22 protein-coding genes are annotated in these 18,786 nt (G+C 51.1%); all 22 read right to left on the reverse strand.

Features of this window, described 5'->3' with window-relative positions; all coding sequences use genetic code 11:
* Positions 1-419: 419 nt before the first annotated feature.
* Complete coding sequence (locus tag IJ22_RS16160) at positions 420-1,400, reverse strand: beta-ketoacyl-ACP synthase III (RefSeq protein WP_054817431.1); 981 nt, start codon at positions 1,398-1,400, stop codon at positions 420-422.
* A gap of 34 nt (positions 1,401-1,434) precedes the next feature.
* On the reverse strand, positions 1,435-2,220 hold the full coding sequence (locus IJ22_RS16165) for an enoyl-CoA hydratase-related protein (protein ID WP_062409556.1): 786 nt from the start codon (positions 2,218-2,220) through the stop codon (positions 1,435-1,437).
* Positions 2,217-2,753 (reverse strand): gamma carbonic anhydrase family protein, encoded by a 537-nt coding sequence (locus IJ22_RS16170; RefSeq protein WP_062409557.1) that lies wholly within the window; start codon positions 2,751-2,753, stop codon positions 2,217-2,219. The genes IJ22_RS16165 and IJ22_RS16170 overlap by 4 nt, the downstream gene beginning before the upstream one ends.
* 77 nt (positions 2,754-2,830) lie before the next feature.
* Positions 2,831-3,607 carry an enoyl-CoA hydratase/isomerase family protein gene (locus IJ22_RS16175; RefSeq protein WP_062409558.1) on the reverse strand — a complete coding sequence of 259 codons (777 nt, stop codon included), beginning with the start codon at positions 3,605-3,607 and terminating at the stop codon, positions 2,831-2,833.
* A 28-nt stretch (positions 3,608-3,635) separates the two neighbouring features.
* Positions 3,636-5,117: an aldehyde dehydrogenase family protein gene (locus IJ22_RS16180; RefSeq protein WP_062409559.1), complete on the reverse strand. Its 1,482-nt coding sequence runs from the start codon at positions 5,115-5,117 to the stop codon at positions 3,636-3,638.
* Between the two features lie 11 nt (positions 5,118-5,128).
* Positions 5,129-6,325: a thiolase family protein gene (locus IJ22_RS16185; RefSeq protein ID WP_062409560.1), complete on the reverse strand. Its 1,197-nt coding sequence runs from the start codon at positions 6,323-6,325 to the stop codon at positions 5,129-5,131.
* Positions 6,322-7,083, reverse strand: coding sequence for a 3-hydroxyacyl-CoA dehydrogenase family protein (locus tag IJ22_RS16190; RefSeq protein ID WP_062409561.1), 762 nt, complete (start codon positions 7,081-7,083; stop codon positions 6,322-6,324). Before IJ22_RS16190 ends, IJ22_RS16185 begins: the two co-directional genes overlap by 4 nt.
* On the reverse strand, positions 7,073-7,930 hold the full coding sequence (locus IJ22_RS16195) for a 3-hydroxyacyl-CoA dehydrogenase NAD-binding domain-containing protein (RefSeq protein WP_062409562.1): 858 nt from the start codon (positions 7,928-7,930) through the stop codon (positions 7,073-7,075). Before IJ22_RS16195 ends, IJ22_RS16190 begins: the two co-directional genes overlap by 11 nt.
* Before the next feature lie 18 nt (positions 7,931-7,948).
* Positions 7,949-8,113 (reverse strand): PaaD-like zinc ribbon domain-containing protein, encoded by a 165-nt coding sequence (locus IJ22_RS26565; protein ID WP_171005986.1) that lies wholly within the window; start codon positions 8,111-8,113, stop codon positions 7,949-7,951.
* Positions 8,103-8,744: a Phenylacetic acid catabolic protein gene (locus IJ22_RS16200; RefSeq protein WP_054817429.1), complete on the reverse strand. Its 642-nt coding sequence runs from the start codon at positions 8,742-8,744 to the stop codon at positions 8,103-8,105. Before IJ22_RS16200 ends, IJ22_RS26565 begins: the two co-directional genes overlap by 11 nt.
* Positions 8,737-8,976, reverse strand: coding sequence for a hypothetical protein (locus IJ22_RS16205; RefSeq protein ID WP_054817428.1), 240 nt, complete (start codon positions 8,974-8,976; stop codon positions 8,737-8,739). Before IJ22_RS16205 ends, IJ22_RS16200 begins: the two co-directional genes overlap by 8 nt.
* The gene (locus IJ22_RS16210; protein WP_062409563.1) at positions 8,973-9,299 is read right to left on the reverse strand and encodes a metal-sulfur cluster assembly factor; all 327 of its coding nucleotides are present in this window, start codon (positions 9,297-9,299) and stop codon (positions 8,973-8,975) included. Before IJ22_RS16210 ends, IJ22_RS16205 begins: the two co-directional genes overlap by 4 nt.
* A 1-nt stretch (position 9,300) precedes the next feature.
* Complete coding sequence (locus IJ22_RS16215) at positions 9,301-10,236, reverse strand: Phenylacetic acid catabolic protein (RefSeq protein WP_054817427.1); 936 nt, start codon at positions 10,234-10,236, stop codon at positions 9,301-9,303.
* A 124-nt stretch (positions 10,237-10,360) separates the two neighbouring features.
* Positions 10,361-11,341 (reverse strand): MBL fold metallo-hydrolase, encoded by a 981-nt coding sequence (locus tag IJ22_RS16220; RefSeq protein WP_062409564.1) that lies wholly within the window; start codon positions 11,339-11,341, stop codon positions 10,361-10,363.
* Between the two features lie 48 nt (positions 11,342-11,389).
* A complete protein-coding gene (locus IJ22_RS16225) occupies positions 11,390-12,214 on the reverse strand; it encodes a methyl-accepting chemotaxis protein (protein ID WP_062409565.1) in 825 nt (274 codons plus the stop codon).
* Between the two features lie 96 nt (positions 12,215-12,310).
* A complete protein-coding gene (locus tag IJ22_RS16230; RefSeq protein WP_062409566.1) occupies positions 12,311-13,012 on the reverse strand; it encodes an ABC transporter ATP-binding protein in 702 nt (233 codons plus the stop codon).
* Position 13,013: 1 nt separating this feature from the next.
* Complete coding sequence (locus IJ22_RS16235) at positions 13,014-13,796, reverse strand: ABC transporter ATP-binding protein (protein WP_062409567.1); 783 nt, start codon at positions 13,794-13,796, stop codon at positions 13,014-13,016.
* Positions 13,786-14,796 carry a branched-chain amino acid ABC transporter permease gene (locus IJ22_RS16240; RefSeq protein WP_062409568.1) on the reverse strand — a complete coding sequence of 337 codons (1,011 nt, stop codon included), beginning with the start codon at positions 14,794-14,796 and terminating at the stop codon, positions 13,786-13,788. The genes IJ22_RS16235 and IJ22_RS16240 overlap by 11 nt, the downstream gene beginning before the upstream one ends.
* Positions 14,796-15,662 (reverse strand): branched-chain amino acid ABC transporter permease, encoded by an 867-nt coding sequence (locus tag IJ22_RS16245; protein ID WP_054817466.1) that lies wholly within the window; start codon positions 15,660-15,662, stop codon positions 14,796-14,798. Before IJ22_RS16245 ends, IJ22_RS16240 begins: the two co-directional genes overlap by 1 nt.
* 45 nt (positions 15,663-15,707) lie before the next feature.
* On the reverse strand, positions 15,708-16,943 hold the full coding sequence (locus tag IJ22_RS16250; RefSeq protein WP_054817423.1) for an ABC transporter substrate-binding protein: 1,236 nt from the start codon (positions 16,941-16,943) through the stop codon (positions 15,708-15,710).
* A 70-nt stretch (positions 16,944-17,013) separates the two neighbouring features.
* On the reverse strand, positions 17,014-17,997 hold the full coding sequence (locus IJ22_RS16255) for an MBL fold metallo-hydrolase (RefSeq protein ID WP_062409569.1): 984 nt from the start codon (positions 17,995-17,997) through the stop codon (positions 17,014-17,016).
* Between the two features lie 16 nt (positions 17,998-18,013).
* Positions 18,014-18,784, reverse strand: coding sequence for an enoyl-CoA hydratase/isomerase family protein (locus tag IJ22_RS16260; RefSeq protein ID WP_054817421.1), 771 nt, complete (start codon positions 18,782-18,784; stop codon positions 18,014-18,016).
* Positions 18,785-18,786: the final 2 nt, after the last annotated feature.

An 18,786-nucleotide genomic window follows, 5' to 3' on the forward strand; every position in this document is an offset into this window, starting at 1 on the left:
AAAAACGACTATATGACAAGGGTTGGGAACCCTTGCCAAGGCCATCGCCGTCAGATCTCTGTTACGCTGATTTTCAGCGCACCGAAGGCGGCTTTTGTTTCCTGAACAAGGATGTGATCCGCTTGTGCAATCGATTATATTATTGTTACCGCAATGAAGTGAGACGGCATACAGATCAAATCAAGGCTTTACTGGAAGCAGATAAGCACGACTATAGTTTGCAAGCAACGAATTGCATGAAGCTGTGCATGATATGCGAACACCGGCATCTTCTTGCAGTAAATGATGCGTTGTGCGTTGCCAAAGATATGGACGAACTTATCGCGTGTATCCTGCAAAAAATAGAACATCCTTAAATCAGTATATCTCTTCACCGGCATGTGATGAAGAATGATAACGTTCGAATGCCCGCCGCACCTCTAGTATTTCAATAACGCGGACCCCCAGCCCAATCCTCCGCCGAAAGCGGCCATCGCCACCATATCGCCGCGTTTGATTTTGCCCGTTTTGACGGAATGATCCATAGCCAGCGGGACCGTAGCCGCCGAGTTATTTCCGTAATATCGGATCGTGCTGATCATCTTCTCGTGCGGAACGTCCAGGGTTCTTCCGACGGCGTCAATAATCCTCTGATTGGCTTGATGAGGAATCACCCAGTCCACCTGATCCAAAGTCAAGCCGCTGTGCTCCAGCGTCTCTTTAATGCTTTGGCTCATGAGTGTTACGGCAAGCCGGAAGATCCTGTTGCCGTTCATCAAAATCTTGTATTTGGTTTCCTCACTGTGCGGCTGAGGATGCCTGCTGCCCCCTCCCGGTACGATCGCCGCATCAAAATATTCTCCGTTCGAATGAATCGCGGAATGAATAATGCCATCCGGGGAGGCTTCATCACCGGCAGACAGCACAAAAGCTCCGGCGCCGTCGGAGAACAAAATACAAGTGGAGCGATCCGTGTAATCTGTAATTCTGGATAACGTATCGGCGCCGACCACCAGAGCATGCCTGCATGACCCGGATTTGATGAACTTCTCCGCAACATGCAAAGCGGCAATAAATCCGGTACAGGCGAGATGAACATCGAACGCTGCAATGCTGCGGCACCCTAACCGATGCTGAAGCTGACAAGCGACCGGCGGGAAAGGATGATCGGGAGTTTCCGTAGCCACAATGATCAGGTCGATGTCGGAGGCCTGCAGCCCGGCATCCCCGATCGCCTCCGCCGCCGCAAAAAAGGCCAGATCCGAAGTAGCCTGATCAGGCGATGCAATCCTTCTTTCGGAGATGCCGGTACGCTCCACTATCCAATCGTCTGAAGTATCTACGATCTTCTCCAGCTCACTATTCGTCAGTATGTTTTCCGGGACATAAGATCCCACTCCGCTAACCCTGGCTCTGGACATGATGGATACACCTCAATGCTTCTTGTATATTGAATTATTCACCGGTAAACCTGGGCTTTCTCTTCTCGCGGAACGCTTCCAGCGCCTCGATCCGGTCTTTGGTCGGGATGATGACCTCGTACGCTTTGGATTCCAGATCCAGACCGGTCTGCAGGTCAACGCCCAAGCCCCGGTCGATTGCATATTTAGCTTGATAAACGGCAAGAGGAGCATTGGCCAGCATTTCGTTTGCAAGCCGCTCGCACATCTCCAGAAGCTGCTCCCGATCCTCGGCGAGACCGTTTAAAATACCTAAATCCAGCGCCTCTTCGGAACTGATTTTGCGGGCGGTAAGGATGAGTTCTTTCGCTTTGGACGGTCCGATCAGCCTGGGCAAACGCTGCGTTCCTCCCGCTCCGGGAATGATCCCCAGGCTCACTTCGGTCAGTCCCATGAGCACGCCTTTGACAGCGAATCGAAAATCGCAGGCCAGCGCCAGTTCAAACCCGCCGCCGAAAGCAAAACCGTTGATGGCGGCAATGGTCGGCTGCGGCAATCGCCCCAACGCCGAAAAAACGTCGCGGATTTTTCTTACATTTCGCCGAACCTGCTGCTCATTTAAGGTTCGGCGCTCCTTCAAATCGGCTCCGGCACAGAAAGCGCGGCCCTCTCCCGAAACGATAACCGCACGTATATCCCGGGGATTTTGCTCGATTTCTTCAATGATCTCCCCCAGACTGACGAGCGCTTCATAATGAAATGTGTTTAATTCATCGGGCCTGTTCAGTTTGATGCAGCCGATATGTCCATGCTGCTCCCATACGATTGGCTTTGGGTTCATCCTTGATCCTCCTCTTTCCATATGCCGATTCCTTGGCTGTGATATTGCTTCGTCAAGTCCTTGTACACCTTCGACGCTTCCTGGACCCACCAGAGAGAAGAGCCTTCAATGTCTTTTTTCTTCCGGGCGGGATTGCCGGTAATCAATATACGCGGCGGAAATACGGTTCTAGGGGTCACAATGCTGCCCGCCGCGACAACGGATTCTTCCCCGATCTCCGCATCATCCAGGACGACCGAATTCATCCCGATAACGGATTTACGGCCAATACGGCAGTTGTGCAGTATAGCGCCGTGTCCGACGGTAACATCCTCCCCGATGAAGGTACCGCTATTGGTCATATGGATGACGCAATTATCCTGCACACTGGTTCCCGCCCCTACCACGATCGGCCCGCAATCCCCCCGGAGCACGGCGCCAAACCAGATGCTCGCTCCGTCTTCAATCGTAACATCGCCGATAATCGTTGCATTAGGAGCAATAAACGCAGTGCCCGCGATCTTCGGTTGTTTCCCGTTAAATGCCAGAATCAAAGTGGAACACCTGCCTTTAAAAAAATGGCGATATCGGCCATACGGCAGCCGATATCGCAATACAAGTTGAATTCGTTCTATGCACCAATCCAGTTGGCTTCCCGTTTTTCCAGAAAAGCACTCAAGCCTTCTTTGGCATCGTCGGAACGGAAGAGCAGATTTTGCAGCTCGCCTTCGTAACGAATCGCCACATTCAGCGGCATTTCCTTCCCATTCATGATGGAAAGCTTGATGTTGGCTGCAGCGTAGGATGCGCTGTTGACGATTTTTCCGGCATACTCAAACACTTTTTCGCGCGTTTGCTCCTGCGGGAATACGTCATTGACCAGCCCGATGTCAAGCGCCTCCTGCGGCGAGATCGTTTTGCCTGTGATATTCATGTCCAGCGCGCGGGAGAAGCCGATCAGACGCGCCAAGCGCTGCGTTCCGCCGGTTCCGGCGAGCACCCCGAGCGAGATTTCCGGCAGACCGATTTTACCTGCTTGATCCCCCATAAAGCGAAGGTCGCAGCCGAGCGCCATCTCCAGACCGCCGCCAACGGTATGCCCTTCAAGGCAAGCAATGAAAATTTGTGGAGAACGCGCCATTTTATCCAGTGTCTCGTTGCAGAATAAGCAGAACTGGGTTTTGTAACGGGGTTCAGCCGCCTTCAAGAAGTTAATATCCGCTCCCGCAGAGAAAAACTTCGGTACATCGCTCATGAGAATCGCAACTTTAATGGATGAATCGAAACGGATTTCGTCAATCGCGGCGTTCAGCTCTTTGTAGAACTCCAGGCCGTAAGAGTTCGTTTTATTGATATGAAGGTGAATTTCTGCAATTCCGTTTTCTTTTTTAAGCGTCAAATTGGACATTTGAATTCCTCCTAAAGGTTGGTTTGGATTATTGAATTCCGAATAGATTCAGCGGACGGCTTCCTACGTAAGAGACAACGCTTTTGGTTTCCGTATACAAATTCATCGTTTCGAGCGACAGCTCCCGGCCGAAGCCGGATTGTTTGTACCCGCCGAACGGAGTGCCCGGGAATGCGGAGATCGGAGAGTTGACCATGACAATGCCTGCACGCATAGCGGCGGCAACCCGATGGGCTCTTCCATGATCCTTGGTCCAAACCGCGGACCCCAGTCCGAAGATGGAATCATTCGCCTGCTTGATCACATCTTTTTCATCACTGAACTTCATCACGACGACGACCGGACCGAAGATTTCTTCCTGGGCGACTCTCATGTCATTTCGAACATTGCCTATAATCGTCGGCATATACCAATGTCCCTTGTCAAACTCGGGGCCTTCAGGGCGCTTACCGCCATAAAGCACTTCGGCTCCCTCTTCCACAGCCAGCTTCACATAGCCGTCAATGACCTTCTCATGGCTTGCGGAGATAACCGCACCCATATGCACGCCTTCGGCAAACGGGTCACCGACGCGGATTTTCTTTGCCTTTTCAATGAACTTCTCCATGAACTTGTCATAAATGGATTCATGAACGAACAACCGGGAACGGGCTTCACAGGATTGACCTGTATTGTAAAAAATCCCATACAGCGAGCCGTCCACAGCGCCGTCCATATCGCAATCTTCGAATACGATGTTCGGAGATTTGCCGCCCAATTCCAGCGTCACACGTTTCAACGTGACGGACGCGCGGGCCATAATATCTTTACCGGTCTCCGTCTCGCCTGTGAATGCGATCTTGTCGATCCCGGGATGCTCGGTCATGTAAGGCCCGATTTCCGAGCCGCTGCCGGTCAGGACATTCACGACACCCTCGGGAACTCCCGCTTCATGGCAAACCTCTGCCAGCACGTACGCGGTTATCGGAGTGAAGCTGGCCGGCTTGAGCACCACCGTACATCCTGCAGCCAGAGCAGGCGCCACTTTCCAGGCCGCCATCATGAACGGATAGTTCCACGGGATGATTTGTCCGCATACCCCGACCGGTTCTTTTACCGTATAGTTAAAAAATCCGTTAGGTACCTGGTTCACTTGACCGCTCTGCGTAATGGCGGCGGCGGCATAAAATTCAAAGTCTTCGATCGCCTGGTTAATCTGCCCTTTGGCGGCGTCTACCGTCTTGCCGCTGTTGAGCACCTCAAGCTGAACCAATTCATTAAATCTGCCGCGCAGAAGGTCGGCGATCTTATTCAGCACTCGTGCGCGTCTGGCCGCAGAAAATTTGGACCACTTGCCGTTCTCGAATGCCTCCCGGGCCGCCGCCACCGCTTTGTCCACATCGGCTTTGGTCGCTTTCGCCACTTTCGCCAGCACTTCTCCCGTCGCGGGATTATGCGTTTCAAATACCTCGCCATTGCTGCTGTCTTCCCACTTGCCGTTAATAAAGAGCGGATAGTATTCTTTCAACATCGTAATCCTCCTCAGAGTTTTTCGATCACCGTGGCGAGTCCTTGTCCTACCCCTATACACATGGTAGCCAAGCCATAGCGGCAATCGGTGCGGGTCATTTCATGCACCATGGTAGTCACGATCCGGGCGCCGCTGCATCCGAGCGGATGCCCTAGAGCGATCGCTCCCCCGTTCACATTGACTTTGCTCATGTCGAGGCCAAGCTCTTTGACACAAGCGACCGATTGGGATGCGAACGCTTCATTGATTTCGATCAGATCCAGCTGGCTCACCGTCAAATTCGCTTTTTTCAGCGCTTTGGTTACGGCGGGTATCGGGCCGATGCCCATGTAGGCCGGATCGACTCCGGATGCCGCCCAGGTCACAATTTTGGCGATTGGGGTCAGGCCCAAGCCTTCCGCGGTTTGCCTCTCCATGATCAGCAGAGCGCTTGCCCCGTCGTTGATGCCCGAAGAATTACCCGCGGTTACGCTTCCATTTACTTTAAAAGCAGGTTTGAGCTGAGCCAGCTTCTCCAGGGTCGTGTCCCCTCTGGGATGTTCATCCGTATCGAACATGACGGTTTGTTTGCCCTGCTTCACCTCGACCGGAACGATCTCGCTCTTAAACCGGCCGCTTTGGATGGCCGCCTGCGCCTTAAGCTGGCTGGATAATGCGAATTCGTCCTGTTCTTCCCGGGAAATGCCATAACGCTCGGCCACATTTTCCGCTGTCTCCCCCAGGCTGACCGGAGGATATTGTTCCGCCAGTTTAGAATTCACCATGCGCCAGCCCAGCGTGGTGTCATACATCGTCTGGTTGCCCCGTTCGCCGCTCAAATTCGGCTTCAGCATGACGTAAGGCGCACGGGACATGCTTTCCGTACCTCCCGCGATAAAGATATCGCCGATGTTCGAATGGATCGCAGCCGCCGCCTGGTTAATCGCTTCCAATCCTGAAGCACACAACCGGTTGACGGTAACGCCCGGCACGGATTCCGGCATCCCCGAGAGCAGGACGGCCATACGGGCTACGTTGCGGTTATCCTCCCCCGCCTGATTCGCACAGCCGAAGAATACATCCTCCACCAAAGAGGGGTCGAGCGGATTTCTCTTGAGCAATTCACGAATCACAATGGCGGCCAGGTCATCCGGACGCACATGTTGCAGCGAGCCGTTATATTTACCGATCGGGGTACGCAAAGCGTCAACAATGACGGCCTCCCTCATACGATCGACTCCTTTGCATCTTGATTGGCATAGACATAAAATCCTCTGCCTGTCTTTTTCCCCAGCCACCCGGCGTGAACGAGCTTACGCAGCAGGGGAGCAGGCCGGTACCGGTCTTCGCCCATATCGCGGTGGAGTCCGGACAACACGGCATAAATGTCATCCAATCCCAGTTCATCCGCCCAAGCCAGCGGCCCCATCGGATAATTCGTACCTTTACGCATTGCCGTATCAATCTCTTCTGCCGAGGAGATTTTCTCCATCAACGCAAACGCGGCTTCGTTCACAATCATCGACAATATGCGGGGGAACACTAATCCGACTTCGTCTTCCACCCACTCGGTTTCTTTACCGATGGCGGTAAAGAAGGCTTCCGCTTGTTTGGCGTACCCGGCATCCGTCTGAAGCGCCGCGCACAGCTCGATCAATTCTGTTTGTTCCAGGTTGGCAAACGCCGCAAACCCTACAAGCCGGGAAGGATGAGACAGCCATGATGCCGCTTGAGTCGCTGTAGCCCCCAGTACCGAGGACAAAATCAGCGTATCGCCGGCAATGTATTTTTCCAAGCTCTGAAGCCCGGCTTTTTTCTCCGCAAGCTCCAGGTTCGATGTTTCTATCACGATATGGAGCGGAATGGAGCGCGTCTTCGCCTCCTGAAGATCAAGGACCTCCACTCCGTTCACAGGACTAAGCTGCTTTCTCAGTGCATCGGCAAGTGAATTGGTGCCTACAACAGCGACGTACTGCCTATCTGTCATACTCGTAGTACCCTCCCCCCGACTTTCTGCCCAGCTGTCCCGACTGTACCATTCTTTGCTGGTAATAATGCGGGCGAAATCGGGCATCGCCGAAAAATCCCTGGTGTAAAGATTCCGTTGTGGCAAAATTAATATCCACGCCGATCATATCCTGCAATTCAAAAGGACCCATACGGAATTTCCCCGCTTTGGTCATAATCCGGTCGATCTGTGCCGGGGATGCCATCTGATCGCCCATAATCCGCAACGCTTCGTTATAGTAAGGGCGTGCAATCCGGTTAACAATGAATCCCGGGGTATCCTTACAGGTGACAGGGCTCTTGTTGATGCTCCGCGCAAAATCTGCAAGACGCTCCATCACGTCCTCTCCGGTCCGCAGTCCGCTGATCACCTCGACGAGCGGCATCAAGGGGGCAGGGTTGAAAAAATGCAATCCCGCAACCCGTTCCGGATGATCCGTGAACCCTGCAATTTCAGTGATGGAGAAGGATGACGTATTCGTAGCCAATATCGTTTCGTTCGGGCAGTGCCGGTCCAAATCCTGAAAAATAGTTTGTTTAATTTCCATGATTTCCGGAGCCGCTTCGATCACGATTTGGCACACCTGCAGATCGGCCAGCTGAACCGTTGTACGAATTCTTGTTTTTACATCATGTGACTCCGACTCGGTCAGCTTGCCTTTTTCGAATAATTTATCAATCTGGGAATAAATGCGTGTTAAGGACCGCGTAACAATCTCCTTGTTGATATCGTACAGCAGAACGCTAAAACCGTTTTGGCTGATGATTTGCGCAATACCGGCGCCCATCGTGCCTGAACCAACCACTCCGACCGTCTGTACCTTCATCGGGCTTTACACCTCGCGTCACCGGGCATCCTCATTTTGCCACCGGATATATTCAAAAGCGCTGCGGCAGTCGTTGCAGTAATATTGCCTGACCAGCTGCGCCGTCCCAAACCGGGATAACAGCACGACATTCGTCGAATTGCAAAAGGAACAATGGGGTTGTTTTTCATCTTTAGACGACATCGGATTCAGCCCTTTGCGCCTGCACACTCCCGATTTGCGACTGAAAGGGAGCCACAAGTCTGACTCCGGGCTTTAGATACCCCTCTTCAATCAAAGCACTGGAATCCTCCAGCCCCTTCAGCCAAGCCTGTACCTCCGGAAATACCTTTTTTATGCTTTCGTCCATTTTGCGCGGGACTGCGCCTTGATCCCTGAGAAGCTGTTCCACCCAGCCTCTGGAATACATAATATGCTCTTTTTGCTCCCTCAACAGCTTGTTGATGCGGTTAACCACATCGGTATGGCGTCCATTCAGCATGGCTTTAAGCACAAGCTCCAGCCCTACATTCACCACATATAAAGAACCGATTAAGTCAATCCAGTTGTCGACGGCAACCACGGATGTAAACGCTTTACCAGTTTGGCGTTCGATCTCCTGTTTCTTGATTCCTTTCAAATCGAACGCCCAGTTGTAAAGCAGTCTCGCATGTCCCAGCTCTCCTTGAGCCATGGCAATGGTAGATAGGGTCGCTTCAAGATCCGGGCCGCTGACTCCGATTTCGACCAACAGATCTCCCAGAATGTATTTATTATCCGCTATCGTTTCGATGGTTTCGATAAATGAGGCCAATCCGGCTGTTTTGTTACTCATATCGCACTGCTCCTTCTTTAACAAGTAGCCCCTCCGGCTGGATGACCCACTTGATGCTGTCTCTGCGAACGACGCACATCTCCACCCAGTCTTCCTCGTCGTAGATATAGCCCGCGTATACTTTGGCCAATTCATCCGTCGGAGCTTCAACCGTTCCAACATGGATCAGGTTGTCTCCTCTCTTGATCCGCGTAAACACTTCATATTCAAATCGGGTCCCTGTTTGGCTCATCGGGCGCTAACCCCCCATTTTTTCATTCTCTCGCGCGCTTCCGGGCTTAAACGGTCCACGGTCCACGGCGGATTCCACACGACATGGATTTGCACTTCCCGCACACCCGGTTCCTGCAGCAGTCTTTTTTTGATATCCGCTTCGATCCACTCCATACAGGCGCAGGAGACGGCCGTGTACGTCATGGTAACGGAGACGACCGCATCCGTTTCTTCTATTTCGTATATAAGCCCCATATCAACGACGCTAACGGGAAATTCGGGATCCATTACCTCTTTCAAAGCTTCCCAATAACGCTTGACCTCCTGCTTTACATCCTGCATGCTACCCCACCTCTTTACGGAGAGCCGCCATCTTGTGGGCGCCTTGCTGGATACGCGATACGAACTCCACATTCTGCGGGCCTCTCTTTTTAAATCGTGCGATGACGCCTTCCCATGTATCCGGTTGATCCAGCAGCCATGTTTTGTTCTCAACATCAAATTTACAGGGAAATGGCACGGTAATCTCGTACTTTTGCATTTGCTCATTCCAGCGGGCCGGTATCTTAACCCCTATCGATTCGCAAAATGGAACGGCGGTAGAAAGCCATTTTTGCCTGAGCTCATCGTTCGATCTGCCTTTGAGCCGATAATCCAGCTGAGCCGAACGGCTCTTCAATTCATCCGCTACACCGAAGAACTCCAGCCCCATCAGGAACATCCAATCCACGGCTTTCTGTACCTGCTTGGCGGTTTCCGGGTTATCCATCGCGGCTCTCATAATAATTTCCCCGTTGCGCAGATGGAACAATTCCTCTTTATCCACCTTGACCAGCGCCCGCTTCCACGGTCCATAGGATGTAAATTCGTACGCATCTCCAAGGAGCGTGTAGCCTGCGCGGTCGAACAACGCATTGAAGACTCCCAGTTCAATCCAGTTGGAAAGCTTGAAATCGAAAGCATAAGGATTCTTCCATTTATTCGCTGGCCGATCATAAAGCAGCTCGTTCACATCTACACCAAGGTCCTTTAATAAACGGTAAGCGATATGTGCGTGGCCGATTTCATCCTGCATTATAGCCAGCGCCGTAATTTTGTTATTCAGCGTAGGCGCTTGTTTGTAAACGGTTAACAAAGGAGGAACACTAAGCAGTTCCGTGTCGCCGACAATCACCAGCGTCTGCTTCAAAGCTTTGAGATATTCCTCATCCATATCTTCTATCCGTTCGACCATGAAGCCCGCATTGACCTTTTCTTTTAACAATGTAGCTTGCTGCATCGCTATCACCTCATTATGTTTTTTTATTTTTCGTTCGTTTAACGTAATAATATAATATACTCTTTTCGCTGTCAAGATCATTTTATCCCATAAAAAAACCCCTTAAATAAGGATTTATTCTTACTTAAGAGGTCTGAAGTTCATAATGCCACACGCCATTTTTCAATATCTTTTTAATACGGTCGTTCATTTCTAAATAATCCAATAAGCCAATGATTTCGGACATGACTGGAGCAAAGACGTGGATATACTTGGTTGGATAATAGCTTTGAGCAAGCTCGTAGGCCGTCGAACCGCCGCTTTGAATCATTTCCCGTATTTTCTCTGCTTTTTGCCCGATTCGCGTTAATCTTCTTTCAATCAGGTCCTTGGGATCGTCAATCAGCTCCCCATGTCCCGGAAATACGGTGTCCGCATGGAGAGACAAGCATCTGTTTAATGAACGGGTATATTCAACCAAGGTGAATTTCCGGTTTCCTTCCAGGTCCGGCTCAATGAAGGCGTTGCTGGAGATCGTCTTCAGCAGATGATCGCCGGCAAACAACCACTGCCTTTGGGCATCCCAAAAAGCAATGTGATCCGGAGCGTGTCCGGGAACTTCTATCACTTGAACATTTCCCAGATATTCTGAATCGGAAAGCGGAATGATTTCCGCATGGATTTTAAACTGTTCATTCCGCCGGACGGCCTCCTGCAGCTTGAGAATATGCTGATCTCCGGCCGCACCGCAGCCCATCGACCGATATAATTTTTCGAAAAAACGAATGCGCAGCGACAGAAATTCGGGGTCTCTCTTTAGCCGGGGAATCGATTCCCGGTGCGCGTAAACAGGGATTTCCCTCCGTGCGGTTATGCGATTGACCAATCCGATATGGTCCTGATGGTTATGGGTAATCCAAATTTGTGACAGATCGCTTAAGGAATAACCGTTTTGGGACAGCGTCAAATGGAACGCATTCCAGCATTCATCGGAATCCATACCTGCATCGATTAAGGTAAGATTACCTTTTTCTTCCATTAAATACATATTTACGTATCCCACGTCATACGGCGTTGAAACGGTGATCGGATATACTGTGCACCCGTTTTTTTCTGTTTTATCCACTGGTTACCTTCCCCCTTTACCGTGAAGCTGTGGAGAGCACAGCCCACATTAGTCGGCGGCAACAAATTCGGACAACCGGTGCAGTTTCTCGGCATGCTCCGCTAAATCGCTTGTCGTTCTGGCGATGTCTACAATTCCATCCAGCTGTTCGGATACAATCTTGTGGACCATCTGCATTCGGTCATTGATCATTTGTACGGCCGACGCAATTTCAGCAAGCATATGTGCAATCGATGTTGAAGATTCCTTCGTATCGGCGGACAGTTTGTTGATTTCTTGGGCTACTACGCCCATCGCCTTGCCCTTGTCGCCCAAGTGAGCGGTTTCAATCTTGGTATTGATGCTCAGCAGATGAGTCCGAACCGATACTTCCTTTAACAGGTTGGTGATGCTTTCAATGCCGTCAATATTTTGGCTTAAGCGTACGGTTTGGTCCGCGATTTGCGAAATAATCCGTTCCACTTCGGCAGAGGAGGCGCTGAACTGCTGCGAAGTGGCCGCTAAATGCTGCATGGACGACGACAATCGTTCAGCGGCATGAAATAACTGCTCCTGCTTTTCGCGTGTAATCGCCGTGGATATGCACCCGACAAGGCGGTCCCCGTCATAAACAGGCAGGCCGATCGCAATGGTGGGCACGCCAAACACTTCCCTGGGCACATACCCGATTTGCCGCGTCCCGCTGGTCAGGGTTCGATGGGTAATGCCTCCCGGCTTAATGGGGTCGCCGGCTTTAAGACCTAAAGTAAAGGTTCGGCCAGGAATATACTCCAGAAACTTTTCGGTATCCGATACGCCGATCGTCGTATCTTCCTGCGAAAGAGAATTCCAAAAAGGCGCTATGGCGCAGAAATGGGCTAACAGCTGATTCAAGTACATCCCTCCGATGATGGGCTAACCTATTTTATGGCTGCGGTAAAGCAGCGAAAGTCCTGATGAACACCATCTTCCCCATCGTTCCTCGTCCGGTTAACTGCTCATGCCTAAATATTTGTGCTTTACTGCGTCATTCCGCTTTAAATCATCGGGGGACCCATCGAATACGACTTCCCCTTTACACATCACATATACCCAATCGGCTACATGCAAAGCCATGGATATATTCTGCTCCACCATCAGCATGGAAAGGCCTTCCTGCTTCAAGGCGGAGATAATGTTCTCGACCTCCTGCACCATCAGCGGCGACAAGCCCTCCGACGGTTCATCCAGCAGCAATAGATCGGGATTGGTCATTAACGCACGGCCTATGGTCAGCATTTGCTGCTCGCCCCCGCTGAGGTTTCCTCCCATGGAGGACGCCCGTTCCTTCAGACGGGGAAACAGCTCATAAATCCTGTCTAATGTCCAGCCTCTTCTGGAGCTGTTCCGGGCGGCGATCGTCAGATTTTCCTTTACCGTAAGATTGGGAAACACGCCTCTTCCCTGCGGAACCAATCCGATTCCCAACTGCGCCACCCGGTACGAGGGCAGCTTCTGAATCTCGTTTCCCTGAAACCGGATTTTCCCTTGTCTTGGAGGGGTAAAACCGATAATAGAGCGGATGGTCGTCGTTTTTCCCATGCCGTTACGTCCCAGCAGCACGGAAAGCGAGCCTTTTTTCACGTTTACGGAAACGCCCTGCAGCACATGGCTGTCTCCGTAATAGGAATGAATATTATCCACCTGAAGCATCTTATGCCCCCTCCTTTCCAAAATAAATTTCATATACTCTGAGATCCGTCTTAATCATCTGAGGATCGCCTTCCAGGAAAATATTTCCGTTATATAGAACCGAAATGCGGTCAGCCAGCCCGAATACGACCTCCATATCATGCTCAATGATCAGCAGCGTCAGGTCTCTGGGCATATTTTGCAGCAGCTTCAGAATATGCTGGGTTTCCGTGTTGGACATGCCGGCGGTCGGTTCATCCAACAGCAGTACTTTGGGCTCCGTCGCAATGCCCAGCATAATCTCGACCTGCCTTTGCTCTCCGTAGGAAAGCTTTTTGACCACGGTGTCCTTCCGGTCCGCAAGCCCCCAAGTATCCAAGAGCTGCTCTGCCCGGCTGTACAGCTCCGGAAATTGTTGGGCGGTTCTTTTGCGAAACCAAACATGATGGAGCCCAAACTTCACCTGCAGCACCAGCAGCAGGTTATCCAGCACGGTCAGCTCTTGAAGCAGATTGCTTTTTTGAAAAGTCCTCACCATGCCTTTTCTGACCCGTTGATGGTTGGGTACCCGGGAAATATTCTCATTAAAATAGTAAATATCTCCGCTGGACGCCGCCAAATCTCCGGCAATCATGTTAAACAAGGTCGACTTCCCCGCTCCGTTCGGTCCGATGAAGGCTCGGCGTTCACCCGGTTGAACGGCAAAGGTAATGTCTTTTAATATCTCCAGACCGCCGAATCGCTTGCCGATCCCTTCTACACGCAGCGCATGATCCGCCACGATGGAATGCTCTTCATTTCTCATCCTGAATCACCCCGCTCATCCTGACCTTCAACTCTTTCTCGTTACCCTTCCCCTGATTAACGTTTTTCCGTTCATTCCACAATGACCCGATACTGACAATGCCTTTCGGAATAAAAATAACGAACAGGATGAACGTCATACCGACAATGAGCATCCACATATCCGTATAGGAGCTGACGAACGTTTCCAGGATGACGATAAAAGCCGCCCCCAGCACCGGACCGATCAACGTTCCGACGCCTCCGACCAGCACCATAATCAGTACTTCCCCGGACATCGTCCAATAAATATCTTTTGGAGATATAAATCCGTTGAAAAAGGCATACAGGCTGCCGGCCAACCCGCCTATTCCTCCCGCCAGAATAAAAGAAATGTTTTTATAGATCGTCGTATTGTAGCCCATGACTCTGACCCTGGTTTCGTTCTCCCGGATGCCGACGAAAATTTGGCCCAGTGGGGAATGCAGAATCACGCTCAGACCGATGAAAACGATCAAAAAGATGATCAGGATAAAGAAATAAAACGCGATCGGACTATCCAACAGCCCATTGACCCATAGCGTAGGCTTTGGAATTCCGGATAATCCGTTGTCCCCTTGGGTCAGACTGCCCCAACGATACACGAGCGCATAAAACATTTGTGAAAAAGCGAGGGTAAGCATCAGAAAATAAAATCCGTTGACCCGGTTGCAGAAAAATCCGATCATACCGGCCATCATCAGCGATAAAAGGATTCCCGCAATTAAAGTGACGAATACATTCGAGGTGTAATGGATCGCAATCAGACTGGAGGTATACGCCCCCACACCGAAAAATGCCGCATGTCCGAGCGATACCAGACCGGTATAACCTACCAGGATATTCAGGCTGAGAGCAAAAATGCCCAGAATTAAGATTTCAACCAGAATGCTGAGGAAATAATTGGACATGATAAAAGGGGCAATGCAAAGCGCAACCAAAAGGACTAAGAAGACCACCGGGTTCTTTTTCAATCCAGCCATCAATGCACCTGCTTTCCTAACATTCCGGTAGGTTTTACAACCAGAACGAGAGCCATCAGTCCGAAAATGATGAGCAAGCTCAGCTGCGGAAACAGCACCTTGCCGAAGGTTTCCACTACGCCGACAATCAAGCCGGCAAGCAATGTGCCGGTGATGGACCCCAGTCCCCCGACCACCAGGATCACCAGCGCAAGGATCAGCACTTCAAATTCCATTCCCAGATAGAGCCCCAGCACCGGACCTGCGGCCACACCGCCGAGTCCGGCCAGAAGTCCTCCGATGGCAAAGACGACGGAGAACACGATTTTGATGTTAATGCCCAGCCCGCTTACCATCTCGCGGTTGCTTAAGCCGGCACGAATAATGGCTCCCCATCTGGTTTTTTCCTGCAGGTACCACATGACGGCGGCAACCAGCAGACCAAAGCCCATAATCAGTATGCGGTATAGAGGAAAGGTTTGACCGAACAGCTCTACGGACCCGCTTAACCAAGGGGGAAGCGTCAAGGATTTGACATTGGCGCCCCAGATTAAACGAACCACATCGTGAAGAATGTAGGCTACTCCGAAGGTCAGAAGCACTTGCGACAAGTGCCCTAATTTATAAGTGGGGCGCAGCAGGCAAATTTCAAGCAGGAAACTGATAACGGCGACAAAAATGGGAGCCAGAAGCAGCGCATACATAAAGTTGGGAGCAATATGCTGAGTAATGCTAAGGGCCAGATAGGCCCCTATCATGTAAAGAGAACCATGGGCCAAATTCAAAACGCCCATTATTCCGAAGATTAACGACAAACCGATGGTTATCATAAAAAGGAGCAGACCATATGACAAACCGTTGACTAACTGTATAGCTATAATATCCAAGACCATCCCTCTCCTTCATGGTGCGGGGCTATCAAGGCCTTCCCGTCATTTCCCTGGATCTTTAATTTCCCCGATCTCTTCAACAACCTTGTTCTCTGTCTTGCCGTTTTGAATTTCTGTTTTGATCAGGTACAACTTTTGAATCACATGATGCGTCTCCGGATCGAATTGGATCGGTCCGCGAGGACTTGTAAATTGAACCTTGCCGATCGCTTGAGACAATTTTTGCTTATCGGACGTATCTCCGTTCAAGCTTTTCAAGGCTTCGACAATGACGCGTGCGGCGTCATAGCCTTCAACCGATTCGATGCTCGGACGCGCATTGTACTTCTTCTCATAGGCTGCAACGAACGCTTTGTTCTCCGGCGTATCCAGATGATAATCCCAGAACATGGTGCTGGTGATGCCTTCCGGGGAATTGCCTTGTTCAGGGCGAATGTCCTCCGCATTTAACCACCCGGAGCCGATCAGCGGAATTTGTCCTTTCAGGCCGTACTGCTCATACTGTTTGACAAATCGCACGGCGTCGGCGCCGGCGAAGAAAGCATACACGGCTTCCGGTTTTTTGCCTTTGATCTGCGTTAAGTAAGAAGCATAGTCATTCGAGCCCAGAGGCGGATACACTTCACCGACAATCTCGCCGCCGGCAGCCGTAAACGCTTCTTTGAAGGCGCCTGCCACCTCTTTGCCGAAGGCGTAGTCGGCAGCGGTTACATAAATCTTTTTGGCAATGTGATCATAGGCGTATTTCCCCATCGAGTTCCCGATTTGCCAGGAGCTGAACGATGAACGCCAAATGTAGTCGCTGCGTTTGGTTCTCGTCAAATCGTTGCCGCCGGCGTGAGATACGAGAAACGGCAGCTTTTTGCTGTCCACTTCATCGCGCAAGGCATAAGCGACAGCCGTACTTACAGGACCGGTCAAAATATCGATATTGTCTTTTTCCATCAGCTTGCGTAATTTACGAAGCGCCCCCTGAGGATCGTTCTCTTCATCTTCTTTAATGAGCGTGATTTTTCTGCCTGCAGCTTCCCAGTTCACGCTTTCAAAATAAAGCTCCATGCCTCGGGTCAAATTCTCACCCAGAGAAGCGTAGACACCGGAGTAAGGCAAAATGGCTCCTACTTTTACAGGGTCCTTACCATTTGCAGTGGGAGTTGAAGCGTCGCCTGTACCGGGACTGTTACTTGGGGTTGTTGTTCCCGCCGACTGGCCACAGGCCGTAACGAATACCAAACATAAAGCCAAAACGATCAATAAACTCCCTTTTACTCTTTTCATCCTTGATCACCCCTATATATTTTTATAACTATGGAACACGGAGGGAAAAAGATTTTTTTCGTTGGAATCCTTATAGAAACATTTCGTCGGGATTCGCTTGGGTGTAAATGTTGAGTTGACCGTCTTGACTTTTATTCAATCTTCCTTGAAACGCCAGACATTCCAGATGAGCAAGGGTCTCCGCCATAGCGAACCGCCATTGGTGCGGGGTCAGCTCCTTATGCCGGAATACATCCGAGGCCACTTCATAAGCGGTCCTCCCCTGCCTCACAAGCCCCCGCATTTGCTCTAACCGCTGCTGATGATGCTCCAATAATTGCGATACCCGTTGTGGAATGTTATCGATCAGCTTGCCGTGCGCCGGAAGCGCCAGCGAGATATCAAGCGCCGCCGTTTGCTGCAGCGATTGAACGTAGTCTTCCAGGGGATTGGACCGGCCTCCGGGCCACAAGCTGATATTCGGTGTAATTTTATCCAGAATATGATCTCCGGCGAGCAGCAACCGGTTCTCCGATTGATAGAAGCAACGATGTCCGTCGCTGTGACCCGGTGTCGGAATCACCTGCCAGAGTTCATCGCCCAGTCTTACTTCCGTCATCGTCATCGGCCTGAGCTCAGGCAGGGGAAGCACATGGTCATGGAGCTTTAGCATATGTTCAACAATTTGCTCGGCCAACGACTCGGGAACGCCATTCTCTTTGCCCATTTGCCCGACAAGCTTGGCTTGAACATCGCCGTTTCTCCATGCCCTGTCCACCATCGCCATGTCCGCTTCACTGATATAGACCAGGGCGCCGGTCCATTCCTGCATCCATCCCGACAAACCGAAATGATCCGGATGAAAATGGGTGAGGTAAATGACCTCGATATCTTTCGGCTGAATCTTCAGCTCGGTAAACGCCTGTTTCCATGCCTCTTGTGCGTCCTTATAGTTAAAACCCGCATCGATCATGACAATCCCTTGCTGTCCTATCGCCAGATAGCAATAGATGTACTTCATCGGGAACGGCACCGGAATGGGTATTCTAAATAGCCCTTTTCTAATCTGCTCCATCTTCAAGCGCGCCTCTCTATTTGTTATGCCAAACGGGCCGACGCTTCTCCAAAAACGCTTTCAAGCCTTCTTGAGCGTCTGCGGATTGAACCAGTTCCCTTAAATAGATGTTTTCCACGGGTTTGATCGCCGAAGCAAAGGATGGGGCCATGGATTCGCGGACCGTTTTTCGCGTTAAACGCAAAGCCAGGGCGCTTTTGGTGCGCAAGTGCGAGAGCAGCTGCTCCAGAGCGCCGTCCAGCTCGCTTGGAGGAACGACCCGGTTGACCAGCCCCCACTCATAAGCCTTGGCCGCACTGATGCTCTCACCCGTCAATAAAAGCTCCATCGTTCTGTTATAGCCGGTCATCCAGGGGAAGGTCACGATGGATACGGGTGGAAACAGCGCCAGATGAATCTCAGGCTGACCGAACTTCGCCCGTTCGCTGGAAAGCACGATATCGCAGAACGTAGCCAGCTCGCATCCGCCTCCAAGCGCTGCGCCGTCTACCACGGCAATCGTCGGGCAGGGAACGTCAGCAAGGCAGTGGAACATGCGGTGAAACAGATGAATCATCGGCTCCGTTTTATCACCCAGATGGTCTTCCACCGCAACCCCTGCGGAGAATACTTTTCCTTCCGCACGGATGACAAGCGCATTCAAATGTTCATTGCCATGGAGTGAACTAAATGCGTGAACCATTTCCTCCATCATTTCCATGTTCATGACATTGACTGGAGCTCTTCGTAATACAAGAGTGGCAACCTTGTCTTCGATCGAGAAGCCGATCCATTGATATTCGCTCACGG

Origin of the sequence: Paenibacillus naphthalenovorans, assembly GCF_001465255.1 — a bacterium.
Taxonomy (GTDB): Bacteria; Bacillota; Bacilli; order Paenibacillales; family NBRC-103111; genus Paenibacillus_G; species Paenibacillus_G naphthalenovorans.